Consider the following 16866-nt stretch of genomic DNA (forward strand, 5'->3'; position numbering starts at 1 on the left):
CTTCATTGGTTGAGGAATGGACGTTTTTTGTACATTCTATGTTATTCGGATTTGATAAAATGAGGAGATAGGAGGGATGACGATGGAGATTGAAGAATTTTTCGGCGACCAGTTCCATCAATGGCGCGAACACTTTCGATATTATGAAATGGCGATCACGGAGCTCGAGAGCGATCTCGGAATCATTGACTTGGATTGGCAGACGCGACTCGGTTATTCACCGATTGAACACGTGAAGACGAGAATGAAGACGTTACCGTCCATCGTGCGCAAAATGAAGCGGAAAGACTTACCTCTAGAGGTGTCTGCACTTTGGGAACACGTCCATGATGTGGCGGGGATTCGGATTGTCACGAGCTTCCGTGATGACATTTATGAGATCTTGCGTCATTTAGAGGCACGGGATGATTTGGACATCATCGAAATCAAAGATTACATCGAACACCCGAAGCCGAGCGGGTATCGGAGTTTACATCTGATCGTGAAGACAAAAGTCTATTTGGCCGAGCGGATCATCTGGGTACCGGCTGAAATTCAAATTCGTACGCTTGCCATGGATTTTTGGGCGGCGACGGAACATAAACTTCAATATAAATATCAGCACGAGGTACCGGAGTCGTCGAAAGAAGAACTCATTGAGGCGTCACGGATGGCCGATGCCCTCGATACGCAGATGGGACGCATTCGACAAGAAATTCTGAAGAAATAAAAAAATCCCCTTCGTAAAGAAGGGGATTAAAAGCATTAACGTGAGTAGTACTCGACGATAAGTTGCTCTTTGATTTGGTCGTTGAGTTCAGCGCGTTCTGGGAGACGTACGAATGTACCTTCGAGTTTCTCAGCGTCAAACGATACGAAGTCTTTTGTAGCTGGTGCTACTTCAAGAGCTTCAGCGATTGCTTTCACGTTTTTCGACTTTTCGCGAACTGCGATAACTTGACCTGGTTTTACGCGGTAAGACGCGATGTCTACGCGTGATCCGTCAACTGTGATGTGACCGTGGTTGACGAGTTGGCGTGCTCCACGACGTGTGCGAGCGAGGCCGAAACGGTAAACGAGGTTGTCAAGGCGTGATTCGAGCAAGAACATGAAGTTCTCACCGTGGATGCCTGGCATTTTACCAGCATCGTTGAAGATGCGGCGGAATTGCTTCTCGTTCACTCCGTACATGTGACGAAGTGCTTGCTTCGCTTGAAGCTGAAGACCGTATTCTGAGATTTTCTTACGACCATTTCCGTGTTGACCTGGTGCGTAAGGACGTTTTACTAATTCTTTACCCGTTTCGCTAAGCGAGATGCCTAAGCGACGCGAGAGTTTCCAAGCTGGACCTGTGTAACGAGCCATGATTGGACTCCTCCTTGTTGTTCATGTATTTTGCACAAAAGAACAACGGTGTCAAAGACGAGTAACGCCCCTTTCAAGGTGCAAGCACCTTCACTTGATAGCGAAGCTACGAGATGCCCCTCCGACTAAGTCGAGGCCCGAAAGGTGGATACGTTTGTCTATGACTGCTATCGTCATTTCATGCACAAAGATGAGTATACGATGAAAGTAAATGCTTGTCAATCAAATAAAGCGAAGTAGCGTCTCACAAAAACGTTCGAGTCCAACACGATCGACTTCGGAGAAACGATCGAATTCTGGACTGTCGATATCGAGGACACCGATTGTCTTCCCATCCCGTACGAGTGGTACAACGATTTCAGAGTTTGAAGCCGCGTCACACGCAATATGTCCTGGGAATTGATGAACGTCGGCGACGAGTTGCGTTTCTTGAGTAGACGCTGCTGTTCCACAAACGCCTTTTCCGAATGCGATATGCACGCAAGCTGGAAGACCTTGGAAAGGACCGAGAATGAGGCTATCCTCAGAGTCTGTCACATAAAAACCGACCCAGTTGATTCGATCTAAAAATTGGTTCAGTAAAGCACTTGCGTTGGCAAGGTTGGCGACCGCATTTGTTTCGCCTTCTAATAGAGCGGCAAGCTGTTTATTTAATAGATCGTAACCGGCAGCTAAATCACCTGAATAGGATGTTGTTTGGAACATATTGAATCCCCTCCATCTTCTTTTTTTTAGAATTTAGCATTATGGTACACGCAAATTTCGGATTTGTCTTGCGTGAAAGTTCAGAAAAAATGAACAATCTCCACTGAAACCATTGGAAAACCTATGCAAATCATTGGTTCTATAATATGATTAGGTATATCTATTCTTATAAAATACTTCTTTTTTATATAAGGTACATAAGTCCACGAAAGCGGCTTGGAGGTTGTGACAAAGATGGATTACGGAATTTATGGGTTAATCATTGGAATCATCGTCGTCGTATTAGGCGGCATGTTGGGGAGTATGCTCATTCGAAGGAATTTTTACCAAAAAATCGATGACTTGGATATGAGGAAACAAAGTGTGCTCAGCGCAAGCATCCCGGTTGAACTTCAGAAGTTCAAGCAATGGCCAATGGAAGGAGAAACGAAAGAAAAGTTCGATCGCTGGCATCAATCCTGGGATGAGTTGGTCAGTGTGCATGCAGGTCAAATCGATGAAGCGTTATACCGAGCCGAGGAAGACTTGGACAAATATCGCTTCATGAAAGTAAAGGCGGACTTGAATGCGACAGAACAACTCATCGAAGAACTCGAGACGATGGTACACGCCATGCTCGATGAGATGGATGAGTTCACGACACACCACACTTCGCTCATGGACATCGTGAAGCAAGACGAGAAAGAATTGTATCAGTTCCGCAAAACATTGAATTCGCAAAATCATGCGTTTGGACCGACGTATACGCTTGTCGAGCAAGAGATTGCTGCCGCTGAGGCGAAGCGCAGTGAAATGATCAATTTGAAACAAGTCGGTCAAGTCTCTGAGGCGTTCGAGACTGGACAAGCCTTATCGGACCAAGTCGGTCATATCCGTGAATTGATTCGGATCATTCCGCAATTCGTACGTACGGTCCAAGTGGAGTTGAAACAACAACTTCAACAGTTACGGGCTGGACATAAAGAAATGCAAATGGACGGATATGCGCTCGAACCGCTCGGATTAATGGAAGAAATCGATCAAGCGGAAGAACGTCGTGAGGAACTGATGGCTCGCATCGAACGATTGGAATTCGATCATTTCGAAGAGGACATGCAACAGTTGAGTTCCGATATCGACCAGCTGTTTGAAGCGTTCCGAACGGAAGTCGATGCACGTCAATATGTGAAGAAAGAATTTGCGACGATTCAGGAGCGCGAACGTCTATCTTCCGAAATTATGACCAACCTGCAAACAGAAATGTCTCGACTCGTCAGTAACTATGAGATCAATGCTCGCGTCGGCGAGGAGTTTGAACAGTTAGAACGCGAACGGACGACGCTCACGGCGAACGTACTCGATATCGAGCAAGCGCTCGTCGCCCAAATGTTGCCGTATAGCATGATCAAATCGAAAGTCCAGGAAGCGAAACGTTCACTCGATCAATTCAATGCCATGCATGAGCGATTCATCGAGGACACGAATTCGTTACGTAAAGAAGAACTCGAAGTACGACATAAGCTCGAAACGTGGAAGAAAGAATTGTCTGCGCACCGCCGCCTTTTGGCGAAAAGCGCGATGCCTGTCGTCCCGAACGATTTATCCAACGACTTACGTCAACTTCAAAAAGGCGTCCAGTCTCTAGATGAACAGTTCGATAGAGCGCCATTTAATATGACCTATATCGTTGGACTCAGTCATGATGTAGAAGAAATGATGGATCACTTCCGCGACCGTGTCCATGCGCTGATTCGTCAAGTGACGTATGCTGAACAGTTGTTACAATACGCCAACCGATTCCGTCGTCGTGACAACGAAGTGCACATCGCTTTGACACTCGCAGAAAACAAGTTTTTGCACGGAGAGTATGGTACTGCCGTTGAAATCGGTGAGCGTGTGCTCGGCCGCTTCGAAGAAGATGGTGCGCATGAGATTCGTCGACGCGTCGATCAAGGGTTAGAACAGCAAGAACTGCTAAAAAAATAAACGATGCATGAAGATTGACGGAAACGGGAAAAACGTAGACGTCAATCTTTTTTCAATCAAGGAGGAATCGTCAGATGGGTACGTTGTGGGTAAATGGAAACATCAATACGTTAAATAAACCAGGTGAAGTGATGCGGGCCATGTTCGTGGAGCATGGACGTATCTTAAAAATGGGCGAAGAGGGTTATCTCCGTCGTACATACGCCGGTCGGATTGAAGAGATTATGAACTTAGAAGGAAAGAGTGTCTATCCTGCCTTCACAGACTCGCACATTCACCTTGTCGGTTACGGAGAAGCGCTAGACCGTGTCGATGCAAGCGAGGCGACCAACCTTCGAGAATTACTTGAGACGATGAAACAACAAGGTCCAGATGATGAATGGGTGGTCGCAGAAGGATTTGATGATCGATTACTCGGTGAAATGCCGACGCGAGACATGATTGATGACGTCATTTCGGATCGTCCCGTCGTCTTGAAGCGTGTCTGCCGTCATGTGGCGGTCGTGAACTCGAAAGGACTCGAGCGCCTCGGCTTGATTCATCACACGGTCATCGAAGGCGGGAAGCTCGGCCGGGACGAGGAAGGGAAATTGAACGGTGTCCTGTATGATGCCGCGCTCGACCTCTTATATAAAGAATTGAGTGGGAATCGGAAGAAAAATGCTGCCTCACTCCGACGTGCCATCGATTCGTTGTTCGCACACGGGATCGTTGGTGCCCACACCGAGGACTTGTTTTATCATGGTGACCCGTTAGAGACGATTCAAGCGTATGAGGACGTGCTAGATGAATTACCGTTCCAAGCGCATCTTCTCGTTCATGAACAAGTGGTGGACCGTGTCATTCAACATGATGCGATGACAAAACGAAAACGGTTTGACTTTGGGGCGATGAAACTGTTCGTAGACGGCTCGTTCGGGGGGCGGACAGCACTGCTCTCAGCACCGTATGCTGATGACCTGGCTCAGCGAGGGATCGAAGTACATCGACCGGATCATCTAGAAGCGCTTGTGAAAAAGGCGCGTACGTACGGGATGAACGTGGCGGCTCACGTGATTGGGGATGCGGCCGTCGAACAGTTTGTCAGTCTGCTTGAGAAATATCCAGCTAAAAAAGGGACGCGAGACCGGATTATCCATGCTTCCTTATTGAACGATTCCTTGATCAAGCGTATCAAATCCCTGCCTGTTCTAATCGATGCGCAACCGGTCTTTCTTTCTGACGACTTAGATATGTTGTTTGAACGGTTAGGGAATGAACGCGTTTATGATGTGTATCGCTTCAAGTCACTTCTTGATACGGGGGCGTTGTTGCTCGGGGGAAGTGATGCCCCAATCTCATCCGTTGATGTTCGGAAAGGGTTGTTCGGAGCGGTGGCGAGACAGTCGTTTAAGGGTTCGAGCACGTTAAATCCAAGTGAACGTCTATCGATGTACGAGGCGCTTCGCAGCTTTACGTATTCACCTCATGTCGCCACGGGTACACACGGAAGAAACGGGTTGTTGATCCAAAGTTACAACGCGAACTTCACCGTGTGGGACGAGGACTTCTTCCAATTACAAGGGGAGGACATTCTTCACAATCGTTTAGCCATGACGATCGTCGAAGGAAAACCGGTATATGAGGCGGAAGTCGTCACATCGTAAATAAAAGAGGAGCCAATTGATCCTAAATAGGGTCGATTGGCTCCTCTTTTTGATTAGAAGAATGAACGTTGTACTTTATGCCAGAACGAGTTCGTGCGAAGTTTGACGGTCTTGATGACTTTGTCAGAAAGTTCGATGTCGATCCGGTCCGTGTACTTCAAACTAAGTGCTTCATTATCCATACCGATGATCGGGTAATCGTTTCCATCTTCGACGATGCGAAGTGATAGCTTGCGCGATTCGTGTACGATAAACGAAGAGCCGAGTGTGCGGTAACGGTTGTTGTTGACCGAAGCGATCTCACTGACTTGCATACATGGGATGAGTGGGTCGACGACCGCGCCACTCAACGATTTGTTATAAGCGGTCGAACCGCTCGGAGTCGACACGACCATTCCGTCCCCACGGAATGTCTCAAAGTGCAAGTCGTCGATATATACCTCGATCGCGAGTGATTTGATGATACTCGATTTAATAGAAGCTTCATTTAAACAAAGAAGCGGTGTCGATTCGTTGATTGATGCGGAGAGAAGTGGATATTTGCGTACTTCGAGACCTTCTTCGATTCGCGTCGAGTTGTCCGAGAAGAGACGGTCGACTTCATCGAGTTTATGTATGTCAAAGTCACAATAAAACTCGTTCAATCCGCGTCCGAATCCGACATAGATAGCATCCTGACGAAAACCTGTATAGCGAACAGCCTGTAAAAAGGCGCCGTCTCCACCAACCGCAGCGATGATATTCGCATCTTCTGGTTGATTGACGATGTTAAACCCGTGTTTTTCCCCGATTTCTTTTAGCTTTTTCACTTCTTTCGTGAATTCGTTGACGTTACGATGGTACAAATAGACGTTATTTCTCATCTGAGTCATCCCCTTTGTCAATGATGTCCCCCTTATTATAACGTGTTTCCTTCAACCAATATAGGGAAAACTGAAACAGAGCCAAAAGCAGGAAGTTTGTCAAAGGCTTAATTTCATCGATATGATGAGAAGGTAACTACAACAAAGGGGATGAGTTCATGCCAACATTTAAAGGGAACAACGTGACATTACAAGGAAATCCAGTGAAAGTGGGAGACCAAGCTCCTGACTTCCAAGTGTTGACGACAGCCTTAGAAGAAGTGACATTAGCAAGTTATCCGGGGAAAAAATTAATCAGTGTCATTCCTTCAATTGATACAGGCGTATGTGACGCACAAACGCGTGAATTCAATGAGAAAGCATCATCACTTGGCGGAACGGTCTTGACTGTGTCGAACGACCTCCCATTCGCACAACGTCGTTGGTGCTCGGCTTCAGGTCTTGACAACGTGGTCACGCTCTCTGATCACCGTGATCTATCATTCGCGAAAGCCTACGGCGTATTAATTGAAGAAATGCGTCTCCTCGCTCGTTCTGTGTTCGTCGTCGATTCAAACGATGTCGTCCAGTACGTTCAATATATGGATGAAATGACAGACGAAGTTGATTTTGAAGCAGCGCTTCAGGCATTCGAACAAGCGAATTGATTCGTTTGGCGAAATTGATTAAAATAGCTTACACTAGTACGTGAACCGACCGGTCCTCTTATGGGGGCCGGTTTTGTATGGAAAGGATGAACGAAAATGGAACGTTTTGAACAACTGTATCGTGATTGGAAGAAAGAAGCGAAAAAACTTGTCAACGACCTTGATGTATTACCGATTGAGGCACTCGTGCAAGTGTTTGACCATGTCGACATCGAAAATGAGAAGATGGATGACGTGCGGAAAGCTATCAGTCTACTTGTGCTTGAAGAAACGACGCAACTCCCACCGAACAACCAACCGACTCCGGATGCGGTCAGTTTGTTCATGGGCTACTTGGCAACGAAGCTCCTCAAAGATGGTGCGACGATTCTCGATCTTGGGAGCGGCACAGGCACGTTGACACATGCGGTCCTCTCGCAATTGAAAGAAGCGACGACACAAGCGGTCGAAGTCGATGAATTGTTGCTTCGTCTCTCTTATTCGATTAGCAATTTATTAGGAGAGCCGGTTTCATACTTCCATCAAGACGCGCTCGCCCCGTTGTTTGTCGAACCGAGTGATTTGTCACTTGCGGATCTACCGATCGGTTACTACCCAAATGATGAAGTCGCGGCCGAATACGACATGAAACGTAATGAAGGGCATGCCTATTCTCATTTCTTGATGATGGAACAGGCGATCCGTCATACGAAACCGGGTGGACACGGATTGTTCGTCATTCCGAACAATTTGTTTGAACAGGATGATGAAGGGAAATTAAAACAATGGATGGACCGTGAAGCAGTTGTCAAAGGTGTGATCCAACTTCCGACGACAATGTTTAAAGACGAACGTTATGCGAAAAGTTTGTTGCTCCTGCAAAAAGTGGGGGAAGGCGTCACACGCCCGAAACAAGCCTTATTCGTTGAGCTTCCGTCGTTCACAGATGTTCGAGCGGTTGCCAATGTAGTGAAACAGATTGATGATTGGTTCAAAACAACGCAAAAATAATAGACAAAATACTTGAAAAATGTATTCAAAATCAAGTATCTTCATTATGATACAGTTATCAGTTTTAAATTGAACAGATAAAGAAACGCGTTTAAAACGAAAGGTAAGAGGTGTATGACATGACGAAAATTATGGCAGTCAATGCTGGTAGTTCATCGCTCAAGTTCCAGTTACTCGAGATGCCAACGGAAGAGTTGCTCGCAGTCGGATTGGTTGAGCGTGTAGGGAAAGAAGATGCAATTTTTACAATCAAGTACGGTGAAGGACAGAAGTTCAACGTGGTCACGCCACTTCACACGCACAAGGAAGCGGTTGAATTGACGCTAGAGAAACTGATCGAACTTGATATCATTCAATCGTTCGATGAGATTTCTGGCGTAGGTCACCGTGTGTTACACGGGAAAGAGTTGTATGCGGATTCGGTTGTTATCGATGACGAAGTCATGAAGAACATCGAGTCTTTCACAGAGCTCGGACCACTTCACATCCCACCAAACTTGACTGGGATTCGTGCTTTCCAAGCAATCTTGCCAAACGTTCCACAAGTTGCGGTATTCGACACGGCATTCCACCAATCGATGCCAGAAGAGAACTTCTTGTACAGTCTCCCGTACGAATACTATACAGAGCACGGTGTACGTAAATATGGTTTCCACGGGACGAGCCACAAGTATGTGACACAACGTGCAGCAGAACTTCTCGGTCGTCCGCTCGAAGACTTGCGTTTAATCTCATGTCACCTCGGTAGCGGTGCGTCAATCGCAGCCGTTGCAGGTGGTCGTTCAATCGATACAACAATGGGCTTCACACCGCTTGAAGGAATCACGATGGGAACTCGCTCAGGTTCGCTTGACCCGGCCCTCATCCCATTCTTGATGCAAAAAACAGGGAAGTCTGCTGAAGACGTCTTGAACGTCATGAACAAAGAGTCAGGTGTTTACGGTCTCTCTGGTATTTCAAGTGACTTACGTGACATCGAGCAAGCGGCTGCAGAAGGAAACCACCGTGCAGAAGTATCTCTCAAAATCTTCTCAAACCGTATTCACGGTTACATCGGTCAATATGCCGCTGAAATGAATGGTGTCGACGCCATCATCTTCACGGCGGGTGTCGGTGAAAACTCGGATGTCATCCGTGAGCGTATCCTCCGTGGTCTCGAATTCATGGGCGTCTACTGGGATCCTTCACTTAACAATGGTGCACGAGGCAAAGAGTTGTTCATCAACTACCCACACTCACCAGTTAAGGTCATCATCATCCCGACGAACGAAGAATTGGTCATCGCGCGCGATACGGTTCGCATTGCAAACCTCGTTGAAGAGCACGCATAAGATCACTCAAACCCACGTTACCTCGCGTAACGTGGGTTTTTTTGAGGCTTTTTTCCTAACATACTGGAGGAGTGATAGGACAAATGATTCTTCACTTTGTAACATCAGATGCATGTTTTATATCGTTTTGTAACATTCGAGTCATGAAATAACCATATATTGGATAATTATTTATATTTACATCTCTACTTCGTTTCAGAAATGCGATTTAAAGCAAAGAATCGACTATTTTGACATCAAGTTGTAACGCTCGTGACATTTAAATGAACCGTAAGTGTAACGGCACTGCTACATATTTCATCATATAGTTATCTGGACGAAACATTCGATGTACAGTTCATCGATGACACGATCTGAACTAAGGGAGGAACGATTGCATGCTTAAAAAGTTAGGATGGATGATGCTAATTACGATTTTAGTTTCAACGCTTTTCCTGCCACAATCGCAAGTGCAAGCTGCCTCTTCAAATAAAGTTTATGTCGTCAGTAAAGTGAACGATTTAAATATCCGTTCAGATGCACGAATGGGTACAAAAATCTTAGGTAAGTTAAACAAAGGTCAAAAATTGCAACGTTTAGGTTCAAAAGGAGCCTGGACACAAGTTTATTATAAAAAGAAAAAAGCATGGGTTGCGACAAGTTATGTCACGACAACAGGAGCGAAGAAACAGTCTGTCGGTAAAACGTACACGATGAAAGCATCCGCGTATACACCTTATTGCAAAGGCTGTTCTGGGAAGACGGCTCTCGGTTGGAACGTCCGTACACAAAAACGTAATGTGATCGCGGTCGACCCGCGTGTCATTCCACTTGGCACGAAAGTTCAAGTATACGTAGGGAGCAAGTTGTTAGGAACGTATACGGCTGCAGATACTGGCGGCGCCATCAAAGGAAACAAAATCGATATCTTAATGTACTCGCACAGTGCGGCGATTCAATTCGGTCGTAAAACGGTTACGGTCAAGGTGTTGTAATAAAGAAAAGGGGTCTTGCGATTGCGCAAGACCCCTTCTTTTAGGATAAACGATTATTGACGGACGATGAGCACGTCGCACTTCGCATAGCGGACGATGCTTTCTGAAACACTTCCGATAAAGAAGCGTTCGACAGCGTTCAACCCAGTCGCGCCACAAATAATAAGATCAATATCATGGTTAGGAGCAATCTTTTTAGCGATTGTCACTTTTGGAGAACCGTATTCGATCACGGTCTCGACTTCTTTTACGCCACGTTCTTTGGCACGGTTCACATAGTCTTCGAGTAACTCTTTAGCATACGTTTCTGCGCGTTCGGTAATCGTCCGATCGTAGGCTTCAACTGTCGCGAATGTACGCGTGTCAATCACGTGACCTACATACAGTTTCCCTTCGTTACGAATGGCGACATCGATTGCGGTCTCAAATGCACGTTCCGCCTCTTTAGAGCCGTCAACGGCAGATAGAATGTGTTTGTATACAATTGCCATGTAAATCCCAACCTTTCGCTCGAATTATACGTTCGGCTTACATATATAGTATACCACTTCTTTCAGATTTCACGCTTTTTCGTCATGAAAAGGAGTGAATTTTTTCATAGAATTGTTCACGACATGTCCAAGTTTGGAATTCACGTGAAAGAACGGGTAAAATAAGGCGGAGGAGGTTGGACGATGAAACATGTAATGATTACTTCTGGTGCGAAAGGGATTGGGCGTGTCGTGACAGAGCGTCTGTTGCAAGATGGCTGGCACGTCAGTATTCTGCAGCGGAATCCGATTGATTGGGAACATGAGCGGATACATATGATCGAGGCAGGGTTGACGGACCGTAAACAGCTGCTCTCGGCCTATGAGGAAGCAGTCGAGCGGTTTGGTGAACCGAATGCCTTAATTCTAAATGCGGGTCCATACATTTTTGAACGGAAACCGCTCGTCGAATTGACGGATGAGGAGTGGGATGAAGTGGTGACAGGTAACCTGTCTGCCTCGTTTTGGTTGATGCGTCGCGCGATTCCTGCGATGCGCTCTAATCGTTTCGGGCGCATCATCTCATACGGGTTTCCGGAGAGTGCATCGGCTCCCGGATGGATTCACCGTTCAGCGTTTGCGGCAGCGAAAACGGCACTCGTCAGTTTGACGAAATCGGTCGCTCTTGAGGAAGCGCCTTTTGGGATCACGGCAAATATGGTCAATCCAGGAAACATCGTCGGATCTCAAAAAGAGATGCGTATCGAGGAGGCGGAAATCGATGAAGGGACTCCAGTCGGACGACACGGAACTGGAGAGGATATCGCACGACTCATTTCCTTTCTATTACATGAGGAATCAGATATGATCACGGGTGCCGTCATCGATGTGACCGGCGGGGTCAACGTGGTGCATCAGTATCGAAAGTGAGGGGGAGAGCGATGAAGATTGGGGTTGTGACTGACGTTCACGGAAATCTAGAGGCGCTAGAGGCAGTCCTTCATGCGTTAGATACAGAGCAGGTCGACATCATCTGGTCACTCGGTGACATGATTGCGATGGGGCCGGACTCAAACGCGGTCATGGAGAGATTGATTGACCGCGGGGCACACATGATTTCCGGTAATCACGATGAAGCAGTCGTCTCGCTTTTAGCCGGACAGGGCCATCCAGAAAGTTATGCGCATACGCGACCGCATCACGAGTGGGTCGCGCGTCATCTTCAATCTAGATATGTGGATGTTCTTGAGTCTCTTCCGCGAACGATTACGAGTGAGTTGGCTAGTCAAAAAGCGTTCGGCATCCATTACCATATCCCGAGCGAAAAGCGTCAAGCCACCATCGTCGAAGAACCATTTCATGATATTCTCGAGCCGACACTTATAAACATGCAACGGTTGTATGGAGAGTACGATGGGGATGTCATCTTATTTGGTCATCACCACCCGGTTCACTTATTCCAAGACGAGAAGAAGCGGTACGTCAATCCAGGTGCGCTCGGTGTCGCCCGAGATGAACTTGCGCGGTTCGCGATTTTATCAGACGGGGAAAACGGGATGCAGATTGATCTGCGGGCTGTCCCTTATGACAAACGAGCATTTTTAGAAAAAATGGAACGTTATGAAGTTCCACAGCGCGATGTCATGTTCCGATTGTTCTATTGAGGAATGCGTAAAAAGGTGAGGTCCTTGGACCCCACCTTTTTCTTATCCAATCTCTTGAAGTGTTTTCGGATAACTCGTCAATGCAATCGGACCGCTCTCCGTCATGACGAGGTCATCTTCGATGCGGACACCACCGACACCCGGTAAGTATATACCTGGTTCGACGGTAAACGTCATCCCGACTTGAGCTGTCATGTCATTGTTCGCCGCCATCGATGGATGTTCATGAACCTCAATCCCGATTCCATGACCGATACGGTGCGTGAAGTACTCACCGTATCCAGCAGACGTGATGACTTGTCGGGCTGCGATATCGATTGCTCCGAGCGTCGTGCCGACGTTCGCCATCTCGATCGCTGCTTCTTCTGCTTGTAACACTGTTTCGTAAATTTCACGTTGTTTCGTACTCGCTTCACCGAAGACGACTGTTCGAGTGATATCCGAGCAATACCCTTGCCAGACGACACCGAGGTCGAACAAGGCGAAATCGCCTTTCTTCAAACGGTTGTTGCCTGGTACACCGTGAGGGTCAGCGCTATTTTCACCGAACAATACGAGTGTGTCGAATGACATTTCACGAACGCCTTGTTGTTTCATCGCATATTCGATGTCCGCGATGACTTCGAGCTCGGTCACACCTTCACGAAGTGAACGAATTCCTGCTTCGATTGCCATGTCTGCAAGTTCAGCGGCGCGTTTCATTGTACGTACTTCATCCGGTGATTTGATCATGCGTAACGTTTGGAGTTCGTCTGTCAAATCGATAATCGACAATCCGGCAAAACCAGCGCGGAGTTGCTCGACACGATTGAATGTCAAATGCTCACCTTCAATCCCGATACGCTCAGGAACGATTTGGTTATCGAGGAACAACTTGACGATTTTATCCCACGGATTCTCGTGGTCCATGTACGTCACGATTTCACCTGTCCAGTCACTCGCTTCGACAATTCCTTTTTCAAGGGCAGGACAAATGATGGCAGTTGTCCCATTCTTTAGGACGAGGATGGCAATCAGCCGCTCGTGTGCTTCTGCGTATACTCCCGAGAAGTAAAATACAGATGCCTTTGACGTGACGAATGCTGCGTCTAATCCTTTCGTCGCTAAAGATTGTGCAATTTGATTGGTGCGTTGATTCAAGATGAATCCCTTCCCTTCTCACTCTTACGTTGACTACTCGTCTATTATAGCTGTTTCGAAAACAGAAAGGAAATGTTGCAATTTGATTAGTACAGTTTGAACAAGTTTGACTGATACAGTATACTAGAAAGAGTAGAAAATGTATTGAGAGAAGGGACTCCGCGTATGACCACAAAACATGAACAGATCATAGCACATATCGAGTCACTCGATGTTGGGTCAAAAATTTCGGTCCGCCAAATCGCCAAAGAGTTAGCTGTATCAGAAGGTACGGCTTATCGGGCCATCAAAGAAGCTGAGAACCTGGGCTTCGTCTCTACCATCGAACGTGTAGGGACGATTCGGATCAAGCGTAAACAAAAAGAGAATATTGAGAAGCTGACATTTGCCGAAGTCGTCAATATTGTCGATGGACAAGTGTTGGGTGGACGAAATGGTTTGCATAAGACATTATCTAAATTTGTCATCGGAGCCATGAAATTGGAAGCGATGATGCGTTATATCGATGTCGATTCACTCGTCATCATCGGAAACCGGGAGAAGGCGCATGAACTCGTCTTGCAGTCCGGCGGGGCCGTGTTGATCACAGGGGGATTTGATACGACGGATGAAGTGAAACGAATGGCGGATAAGTATGATATGCCCGTCATCTCGACTTCTTACGACAGCTTTACCGTCGCAACGATGATTAACCGGGCTATTTATGATCGACTCATCAAGAAAGAGATTCTTCTTGTCTCAGACATCGTCATTCCGCTTCACGACACGTTTTATTTGAAATCGGATGACACGGTGAAACGTTGGCACGAATTGAATGAGCGGACGAAGCATAATCGTTATCCGGTCATCGATGAGCAGATGAAGGTGGTCGGGGTGATCACTGCGAAAGATGTCATCGACAAATCGCACGACTATGATATCGAGAAAGTCATGACAAAGAGCCCGATTACTGTCGGCGTCCAGACGAGCGTGACCAACGCTGCGCACCAGATGGTATGGGAAGGGATTGAGATGCTCCCTGTCGTCGATAACTATGGTCGCTTGCTCGGAATCATCAGTCGTCAAGATGTGTTGAAGGCGTTGCAGCTTGCGAATCGTCAGCCGCAAGTCGGTGAAACGTTCGACAACATGATCACGAACCAATTGAAAGAAGATCCCACGTCGAACGGTACGGCGTTTACTGTCGAGGTTGCTCCGCAAATGACGAGCCATATGGGGACCGCGTCATCAGGTGTGTTGACGACTTTGTTAGTCGAAGGGGCGACACGCAGTCTGCGTCATATGAAAAAAGGGGATTTGGTGGTCGAGAACATTACCGTCTATTTCATGAAACCGATTCAGATTGAGAGTCAGATTCGAGTGTCGGCAAACGTCTTCGATCTTGGGCGGAAGTTCGGGAAAGTTGATGTGGAGATGACACAAGGTACACAACTTGTCGCCAAGGCGCTTGTCACGGCACAGTTGATTGATCGGTAACTTAAAAGAGCACCGGCTACACGAGTAGCGGGTGCTCTCTTTTTATGAAGGCGTATTCGTCGGTTCTTCTGCGGCGAGCGGATAGATTTTCCGGTAACGGATAAATCCAACGACCGCATTGCCTAAGCCGACGACCAACATGACGATACTGACAATCCAACCGACCGATGAATTCAAACCGAATCCACCAACCATTTGGTTCGCGGCGAATAGCGCGAGGAATAAACTTAACCAGATTAAAGCTTGTGTATTGAACAAGGCTTTACGGTTTGGCGTCTTTGTCAAAAAAGCACGACGCTTGAAGACAAGGTACGCTCCGAGCGCGAACAAAATGAGTCCAATCATGACAAGTTGCAAGTGAAGGAACCCCTTTCTTTCTCGTAATCTGTTATCATCATACCATAATAGTGTGTAGGAAAGTGAGGAATCATCATGTGGGCATGGGCGAAAGCGGATTCAATCAAAACAGAAATCGAGGCGGCTGACACCATTTTTATTCATCGACATGTCAGACCAGACCCCGATGCATTGGGGAGCCAGCTCGGACTCCAACGTATTTTAAAGTCGGTTCATCAGGATAAAAAGATCTATGTAGTCGGTGGTATGGTGCCCGACCTTGAATTTTTAGGAAAGATGGAACACGTTGAGGAAGAAATGTATAAGGATGCGCTCGTTTTGATTCTAGATACAGCGAATCAGGAACGAATCGATGGACCATATGCGTTAAAAGGAAAAACAATCATTAAAATCGATCATCACCCTGATGAAGACCCGTATGCGATGACACAAATCGTGGACACCACGGTCAGTTCGACGTCCGAAATGATTGTGGAGTTGGCGAACATTTGGGATTATCCGATCGATCAAGAAGCGGCCTTCTTATTATATGCCGGTATCGTAGGTGACACGGGGCGCTTCCAGTTCCGTAATGCAACGGCACGTACGTTTGAGATTGCTTCGAGATTGATCGACAAAGGCATCGATACGAACAAACTGTACCGACACATGTATAAGACCAACTTAGCGACGCTACAGTTACAAGGGTACGTGTTACAGCACGTCAATGTCACAGAAGAAGGCGTCGGGTATGTGAAGATTGATAAAGATGTGCTCCGGACGTTCCATGCGTCCCCGGAAGCGGCATCGCAACTCGTCAATAGCTTCTCTGGCCTCGAAGGATTGAAATGTTGGGTCATGTTTGTCGAAAACAAAGAAGAGATTCGTGTCCGGATTCGGTCGAAAGGACCTGTCATCAATGAAGTGGCGAAGCGTTATCGTGGTGGTGGCCATCCGATGGCGTCGGGTGCCACGATTGATACGTGGGATGAAATGGATGACGTCATTGCTGCTCTGAATGAAGTGGCAGGAGAGTTCACGTTTGAAGAAAATGAAGAGAGCTGACCGCGGTCAGCTCTCTTCATTTGTCTCCGTTTTCTTGTGGGATAAACCACGTGCCGCGGTCGGTCACATCTTCGACGACATCGAGTTGATATTCTGCAATATACTTTCGAAGTCGGTCGATGATTTCAGGACTGTCCGCAAAGACGGTTTGACCGTTCTGTAATTTTTCTAACTTATCGCGCGCAATTTGTCCCCGATTGATAATCATACGCTTTTGCCCCCTTTTGTCGTGAGTTTTGTCTATAATTAT

The 16866-nt window shown here is 46.9% G+C and carries 18 protein-coding genes; 11 read left to right on the top strand and 7 right to left on the bottom strand.

Annotation, left to right across the window (positions count from 1 at the left end; genetic code table 11):
- Positions 1-82: 82 nt before the first annotated feature.
- Positions 83-709: a GTP pyrophosphokinase gene (locus AC5LIL_RS05180; protein ID WP_214693273.1), complete on the top strand. Its 627-nt coding sequence runs from the start codon at positions 83-85 to the stop codon at positions 707-709.
- Between the two features lie 35 nt (positions 710-744).
- Here AC5LIL_RS05180 and rpsD read toward each other — a convergent pair whose 3' ends face one another.
- Together rpsD and AC5LIL_RS05190 are read right to left on the bottom strand one after the other, a co-directional pair.
- A complete protein-coding gene (gene rpsD / locus AC5LIL_RS05185; protein WP_074033444.1) occupies positions 745-1344 on the bottom strand; it encodes a 30S ribosomal protein S4 in 600 nt (199 codons plus the stop codon).
- A 222-nt stretch (positions 1345-1566) separates the two neighbouring features.
- Complete coding sequence (locus AC5LIL_RS05190; RefSeq protein ID WP_214693271.1) at positions 1567-2049, bottom strand: free L-methionine (R)-S-oxide reductase MsrC; 483 nt, start codon at positions 2047-2049, stop codon at positions 1567-1569.
- A gap of 234 nt (positions 2050-2283) precedes the next feature.
- On the opposite strand from AC5LIL_RS05190, the gene ezrA reads away from it, so the two are divergent.
- Both ezrA and AC5LIL_RS05200 read left to right on the top strand, forming a co-directional pair.
- Positions 2284-4014 carry a septation ring formation regulator EzrA gene (ezrA, locus tag AC5LIL_RS05195; RefSeq protein WP_499825145.1) on the top strand — a complete coding sequence of 577 codons (1731 nt, stop codon included), beginning with the start codon at positions 2284-2286 and terminating at the stop codon, positions 4012-4014.
- Between the two features lie 74 nt (positions 4015-4088).
- The gene (locus AC5LIL_RS05200) at positions 4089-5660 is read left to right on the top strand and encodes an amidohydrolase (protein WP_499825147.1); all 1572 of its coding nucleotides are present in this window, start codon (positions 4089-4091) and stop codon (positions 5658-5660) included.
- A 53-nt stretch (positions 5661-5713) separates the two neighbouring features.
- On the opposite strand, the gene AC5LIL_RS05205 is transcribed toward AC5LIL_RS05200, so the two are convergent.
- A complete protein-coding gene (locus tag AC5LIL_RS05205; RefSeq protein WP_499825350.1) occupies positions 5714-6532 on the bottom strand; it encodes an NAD kinase in 819 nt (272 codons plus the stop codon).
- Positions 6533-6681: 149 nt separating this feature from the next.
- On the opposite strand from AC5LIL_RS05205, the gene tpx reads away from it, so the two are divergent.
- The 4 genes from tpx (at position 6682) to AC5LIL_RS05225 (ending at position 10465) form a co-directional block, all read left to right on the top strand.
- Positions 6682-7170 carry a thiol peroxidase gene (gene tpx, locus AC5LIL_RS05210; RefSeq protein ID WP_499825148.1) on the top strand — a complete coding sequence of 163 codons (489 nt, stop codon included), beginning with the start codon at positions 6682-6684 and terminating at the stop codon, positions 7168-7170.
- A 96-nt stretch (positions 7171-7266) separates the two neighbouring features.
- On the top strand, positions 7267-8160 hold the full coding sequence (locus AC5LIL_RS05215) for a class I SAM-dependent methyltransferase (RefSeq protein WP_499825149.1): 894 nt from the start codon (positions 7267-7269) through the stop codon (positions 8158-8160).
- A 119-nt stretch (positions 8161-8279) separates the two neighbouring features.
- Positions 8280-9491 carry an acetate kinase gene (locus AC5LIL_RS05220; RefSeq protein ID WP_214693261.1) on the top strand — a complete coding sequence of 404 codons (1212 nt, stop codon included), beginning with the start codon at positions 8280-8282 and terminating at the stop codon, positions 9489-9491.
- A gap of 377 nt (positions 9492-9868) precedes the next feature.
- The gene (locus AC5LIL_RS05225) at positions 9869-10465 is read left to right on the top strand and encodes a 3D domain-containing protein (RefSeq protein WP_214795643.1); all 597 of its coding nucleotides are present in this window, start codon (positions 9869-9871) and stop codon (positions 10463-10465) included.
- Positions 10466-10518: 53 nt separating this feature from the next.
- Here the strand turns inward: AC5LIL_RS05225 and AC5LIL_RS05230 are convergent, their stop codons facing one another.
- Positions 10519-10956: a universal stress protein gene (locus AC5LIL_RS05230; RefSeq protein WP_012726732.1), complete on the bottom strand. Its 438-nt coding sequence runs from the start codon at positions 10954-10956 to the stop codon at positions 10519-10521.
- Positions 10957-11139: 183 nt separating this feature from the next.
- Between AC5LIL_RS05230 and AC5LIL_RS05235 the strand changes: the two genes are divergently transcribed.
- On the top strand, positions 11140-11865 hold the full coding sequence (locus tag AC5LIL_RS05235) for an SDR family oxidoreductase (RefSeq protein WP_427372569.1): 726 nt from the start codon (positions 11140-11142) through the stop codon (positions 11863-11865).
- Positions 11866-11876: 11 nt separating this feature from the next.
- Positions 11877-12599: a metallophosphoesterase family protein gene (locus AC5LIL_RS05240; protein ID WP_499825151.1), complete on the top strand. Its 723-nt coding sequence runs from the start codon at positions 11877-11879 to the stop codon at positions 12597-12599.
- A 42-nt stretch (positions 12600-12641) separates the two neighbouring features.
- On the opposite strand, the gene AC5LIL_RS05245 is transcribed toward AC5LIL_RS05240, so the two are convergent.
- Positions 12642-13739 (bottom strand): M24 family metallopeptidase, encoded by a 1098-nt coding sequence (locus AC5LIL_RS05245; protein WP_499825152.1) that lies wholly within the window; start codon positions 13737-13739, stop codon positions 12642-12644.
- A gap of 165 nt (positions 13740-13904) precedes the next feature.
- Here AC5LIL_RS05245 and AC5LIL_RS05250 point away from each other — a divergent pair, with 165 nt between their 5' ends.
- A complete protein-coding gene (locus AC5LIL_RS05250; RefSeq protein WP_214782184.1) occupies positions 13905-15215 on the top strand; it encodes a DRTGG domain-containing protein in 1311 nt (436 codons plus the stop codon).
- Between the two features lie 42 nt (positions 15216-15257).
- Here AC5LIL_RS05250 and AC5LIL_RS05255 read toward each other — a convergent pair whose 3' ends face one another.
- Positions 15258-15572: a YtpI family protein gene (locus tag AC5LIL_RS05255; RefSeq protein WP_074033432.1), complete on the bottom strand. Its 315-nt coding sequence runs from the start codon at positions 15570-15572 to the stop codon at positions 15258-15260.
- Positions 15573-15647: 75 nt separating this feature from the next.
- On the opposite strand from AC5LIL_RS05255, the gene AC5LIL_RS05260 reads away from it, so the two are divergent.
- Complete coding sequence (locus AC5LIL_RS05260) at positions 15648-16616, top strand: DHH family phosphoesterase (RefSeq protein WP_499825153.1); 969 nt, start codon at positions 15648-15650, stop codon at positions 16614-16616.
- A 16-nt stretch (positions 16617-16632) separates the two neighbouring features.
- Here the strand turns inward: AC5LIL_RS05260 and AC5LIL_RS05265 are convergent, their stop codons facing one another.
- Positions 16633-16824, bottom strand: a complete 192-nt coding sequence (locus AC5LIL_RS05265) for a YtzJ family protein (protein ID WP_074033430.1) — start codon at positions 16822-16824, stop codon at positions 16633-16635.
- Positions 16825-16866: the final 42 nt, after the last annotated feature.

The sequence above is a fragment of the Exiguobacterium sp. RM11 genome (assembly GCF_059821525.1).

What these genes read in the sequence shown, in the direction of transcription:
- AC5LIL_RS05230 (WP_012726732.1), bottom strand. Translation starts at nt 10,956, where the DNA reads ATGGCAATTGTATACAAACACATTCTATCTGCCGTTGACGGCTCTAAA.
- AC5LIL_RS05235 (WP_427372569.1), top strand. Translation starts at nt 11,140, where the DNA reads ATGAAACATGTAATGATTACTTCTGGTGCGAAAGGGATTGGGCGTGTC.
- AC5LIL_RS05205 (WP_499825350.1), bottom strand. Translation starts at nt 6,532, where the DNA reads ATGACTCAGATGAGAAATAACGTCTATTTGTACCATCGTAACGTCAAC.
- AC5LIL_RS05190 (WP_214693271.1), bottom strand. Translation starts at nt 2,049, where the DNA reads ATGTTCCAAACAACATCCTATTCAGGTGATTTAGCTGCCGGTTACGAT.
- AC5LIL_RS05220 (WP_214693261.1), top strand. Translation starts at nt 8,280, where the DNA reads ATGACGAAAATTATGGCAGTCAATGCTGGTAGTTCATCGCTCAAGTTC.
- tpx (WP_499825148.1), top strand. Translation starts at nt 6,682, where the DNA reads ATGCCAACATTTAAAGGGAACAACGTGACATTACAAGGAAATCCAGTG.
- rpsD (WP_074033444.1), bottom strand. Translation starts at nt 1,344, where the DNA reads ATGGCTCGTTACACAGGTCCAGCTTGGAAACTCTCGCGTCGCTTAGGC.
- AC5LIL_RS05200 (WP_499825147.1), top strand. Translation starts at nt 4,089, where the DNA reads ATGGGTACGTTGTGGGTAAATGGAAACATCAATACGTTAAATAAACCA.
- AC5LIL_RS05215 (WP_499825149.1), top strand. Translation starts at nt 7,267, where the DNA reads ATGGAACGTTTTGAACAACTGTATCGTGATTGGAAGAAAGAAGCGAAA.
- AC5LIL_RS05260 (WP_499825153.1), top strand. Translation starts at nt 15,648, where the DNA reads ATGTGGGCATGGGCGAAAGCGGATTCAATCAAAACAGAAATCGAGGCG.
- AC5LIL_RS05225 (WP_214795643.1), top strand. Translation starts at nt 9,869, where the DNA reads ATGCTTAAAAAGTTAGGATGGATGATGCTAATTACGATTTTAGTTTCA.
- AC5LIL_RS05240 (WP_499825151.1), top strand. Translation starts at nt 11,877, where the DNA reads ATGAAGATTGGGGTTGTGACTGACGTTCACGGAAATCTAGAGGCGCTA.
- ezrA (WP_499825145.1), top strand. Translation starts at nt 2,284, where the DNA reads ATGGATTACGGAATTTATGGGTTAATCATTGGAATCATCGTCGTCGTA.
- AC5LIL_RS05250 (WP_214782184.1), top strand. Translation starts at nt 13,905, where the DNA reads ATGACCACAAAACATGAACAGATCATAGCACATATCGAGTCACTCGAT.
- AC5LIL_RS05180 (WP_214693273.1), top strand. Translation starts at nt 83, where the DNA reads ATGGAGATTGAAGAATTTTTCGGCGACCAGTTCCATCAATGGCGCGAA.
- AC5LIL_RS05265 (WP_074033430.1), bottom strand. Translation starts at nt 16,824, where the DNA reads ATGATTATCAATCGGGGACAAATTGCGCGCGATAAGTTAGAAAAATTA.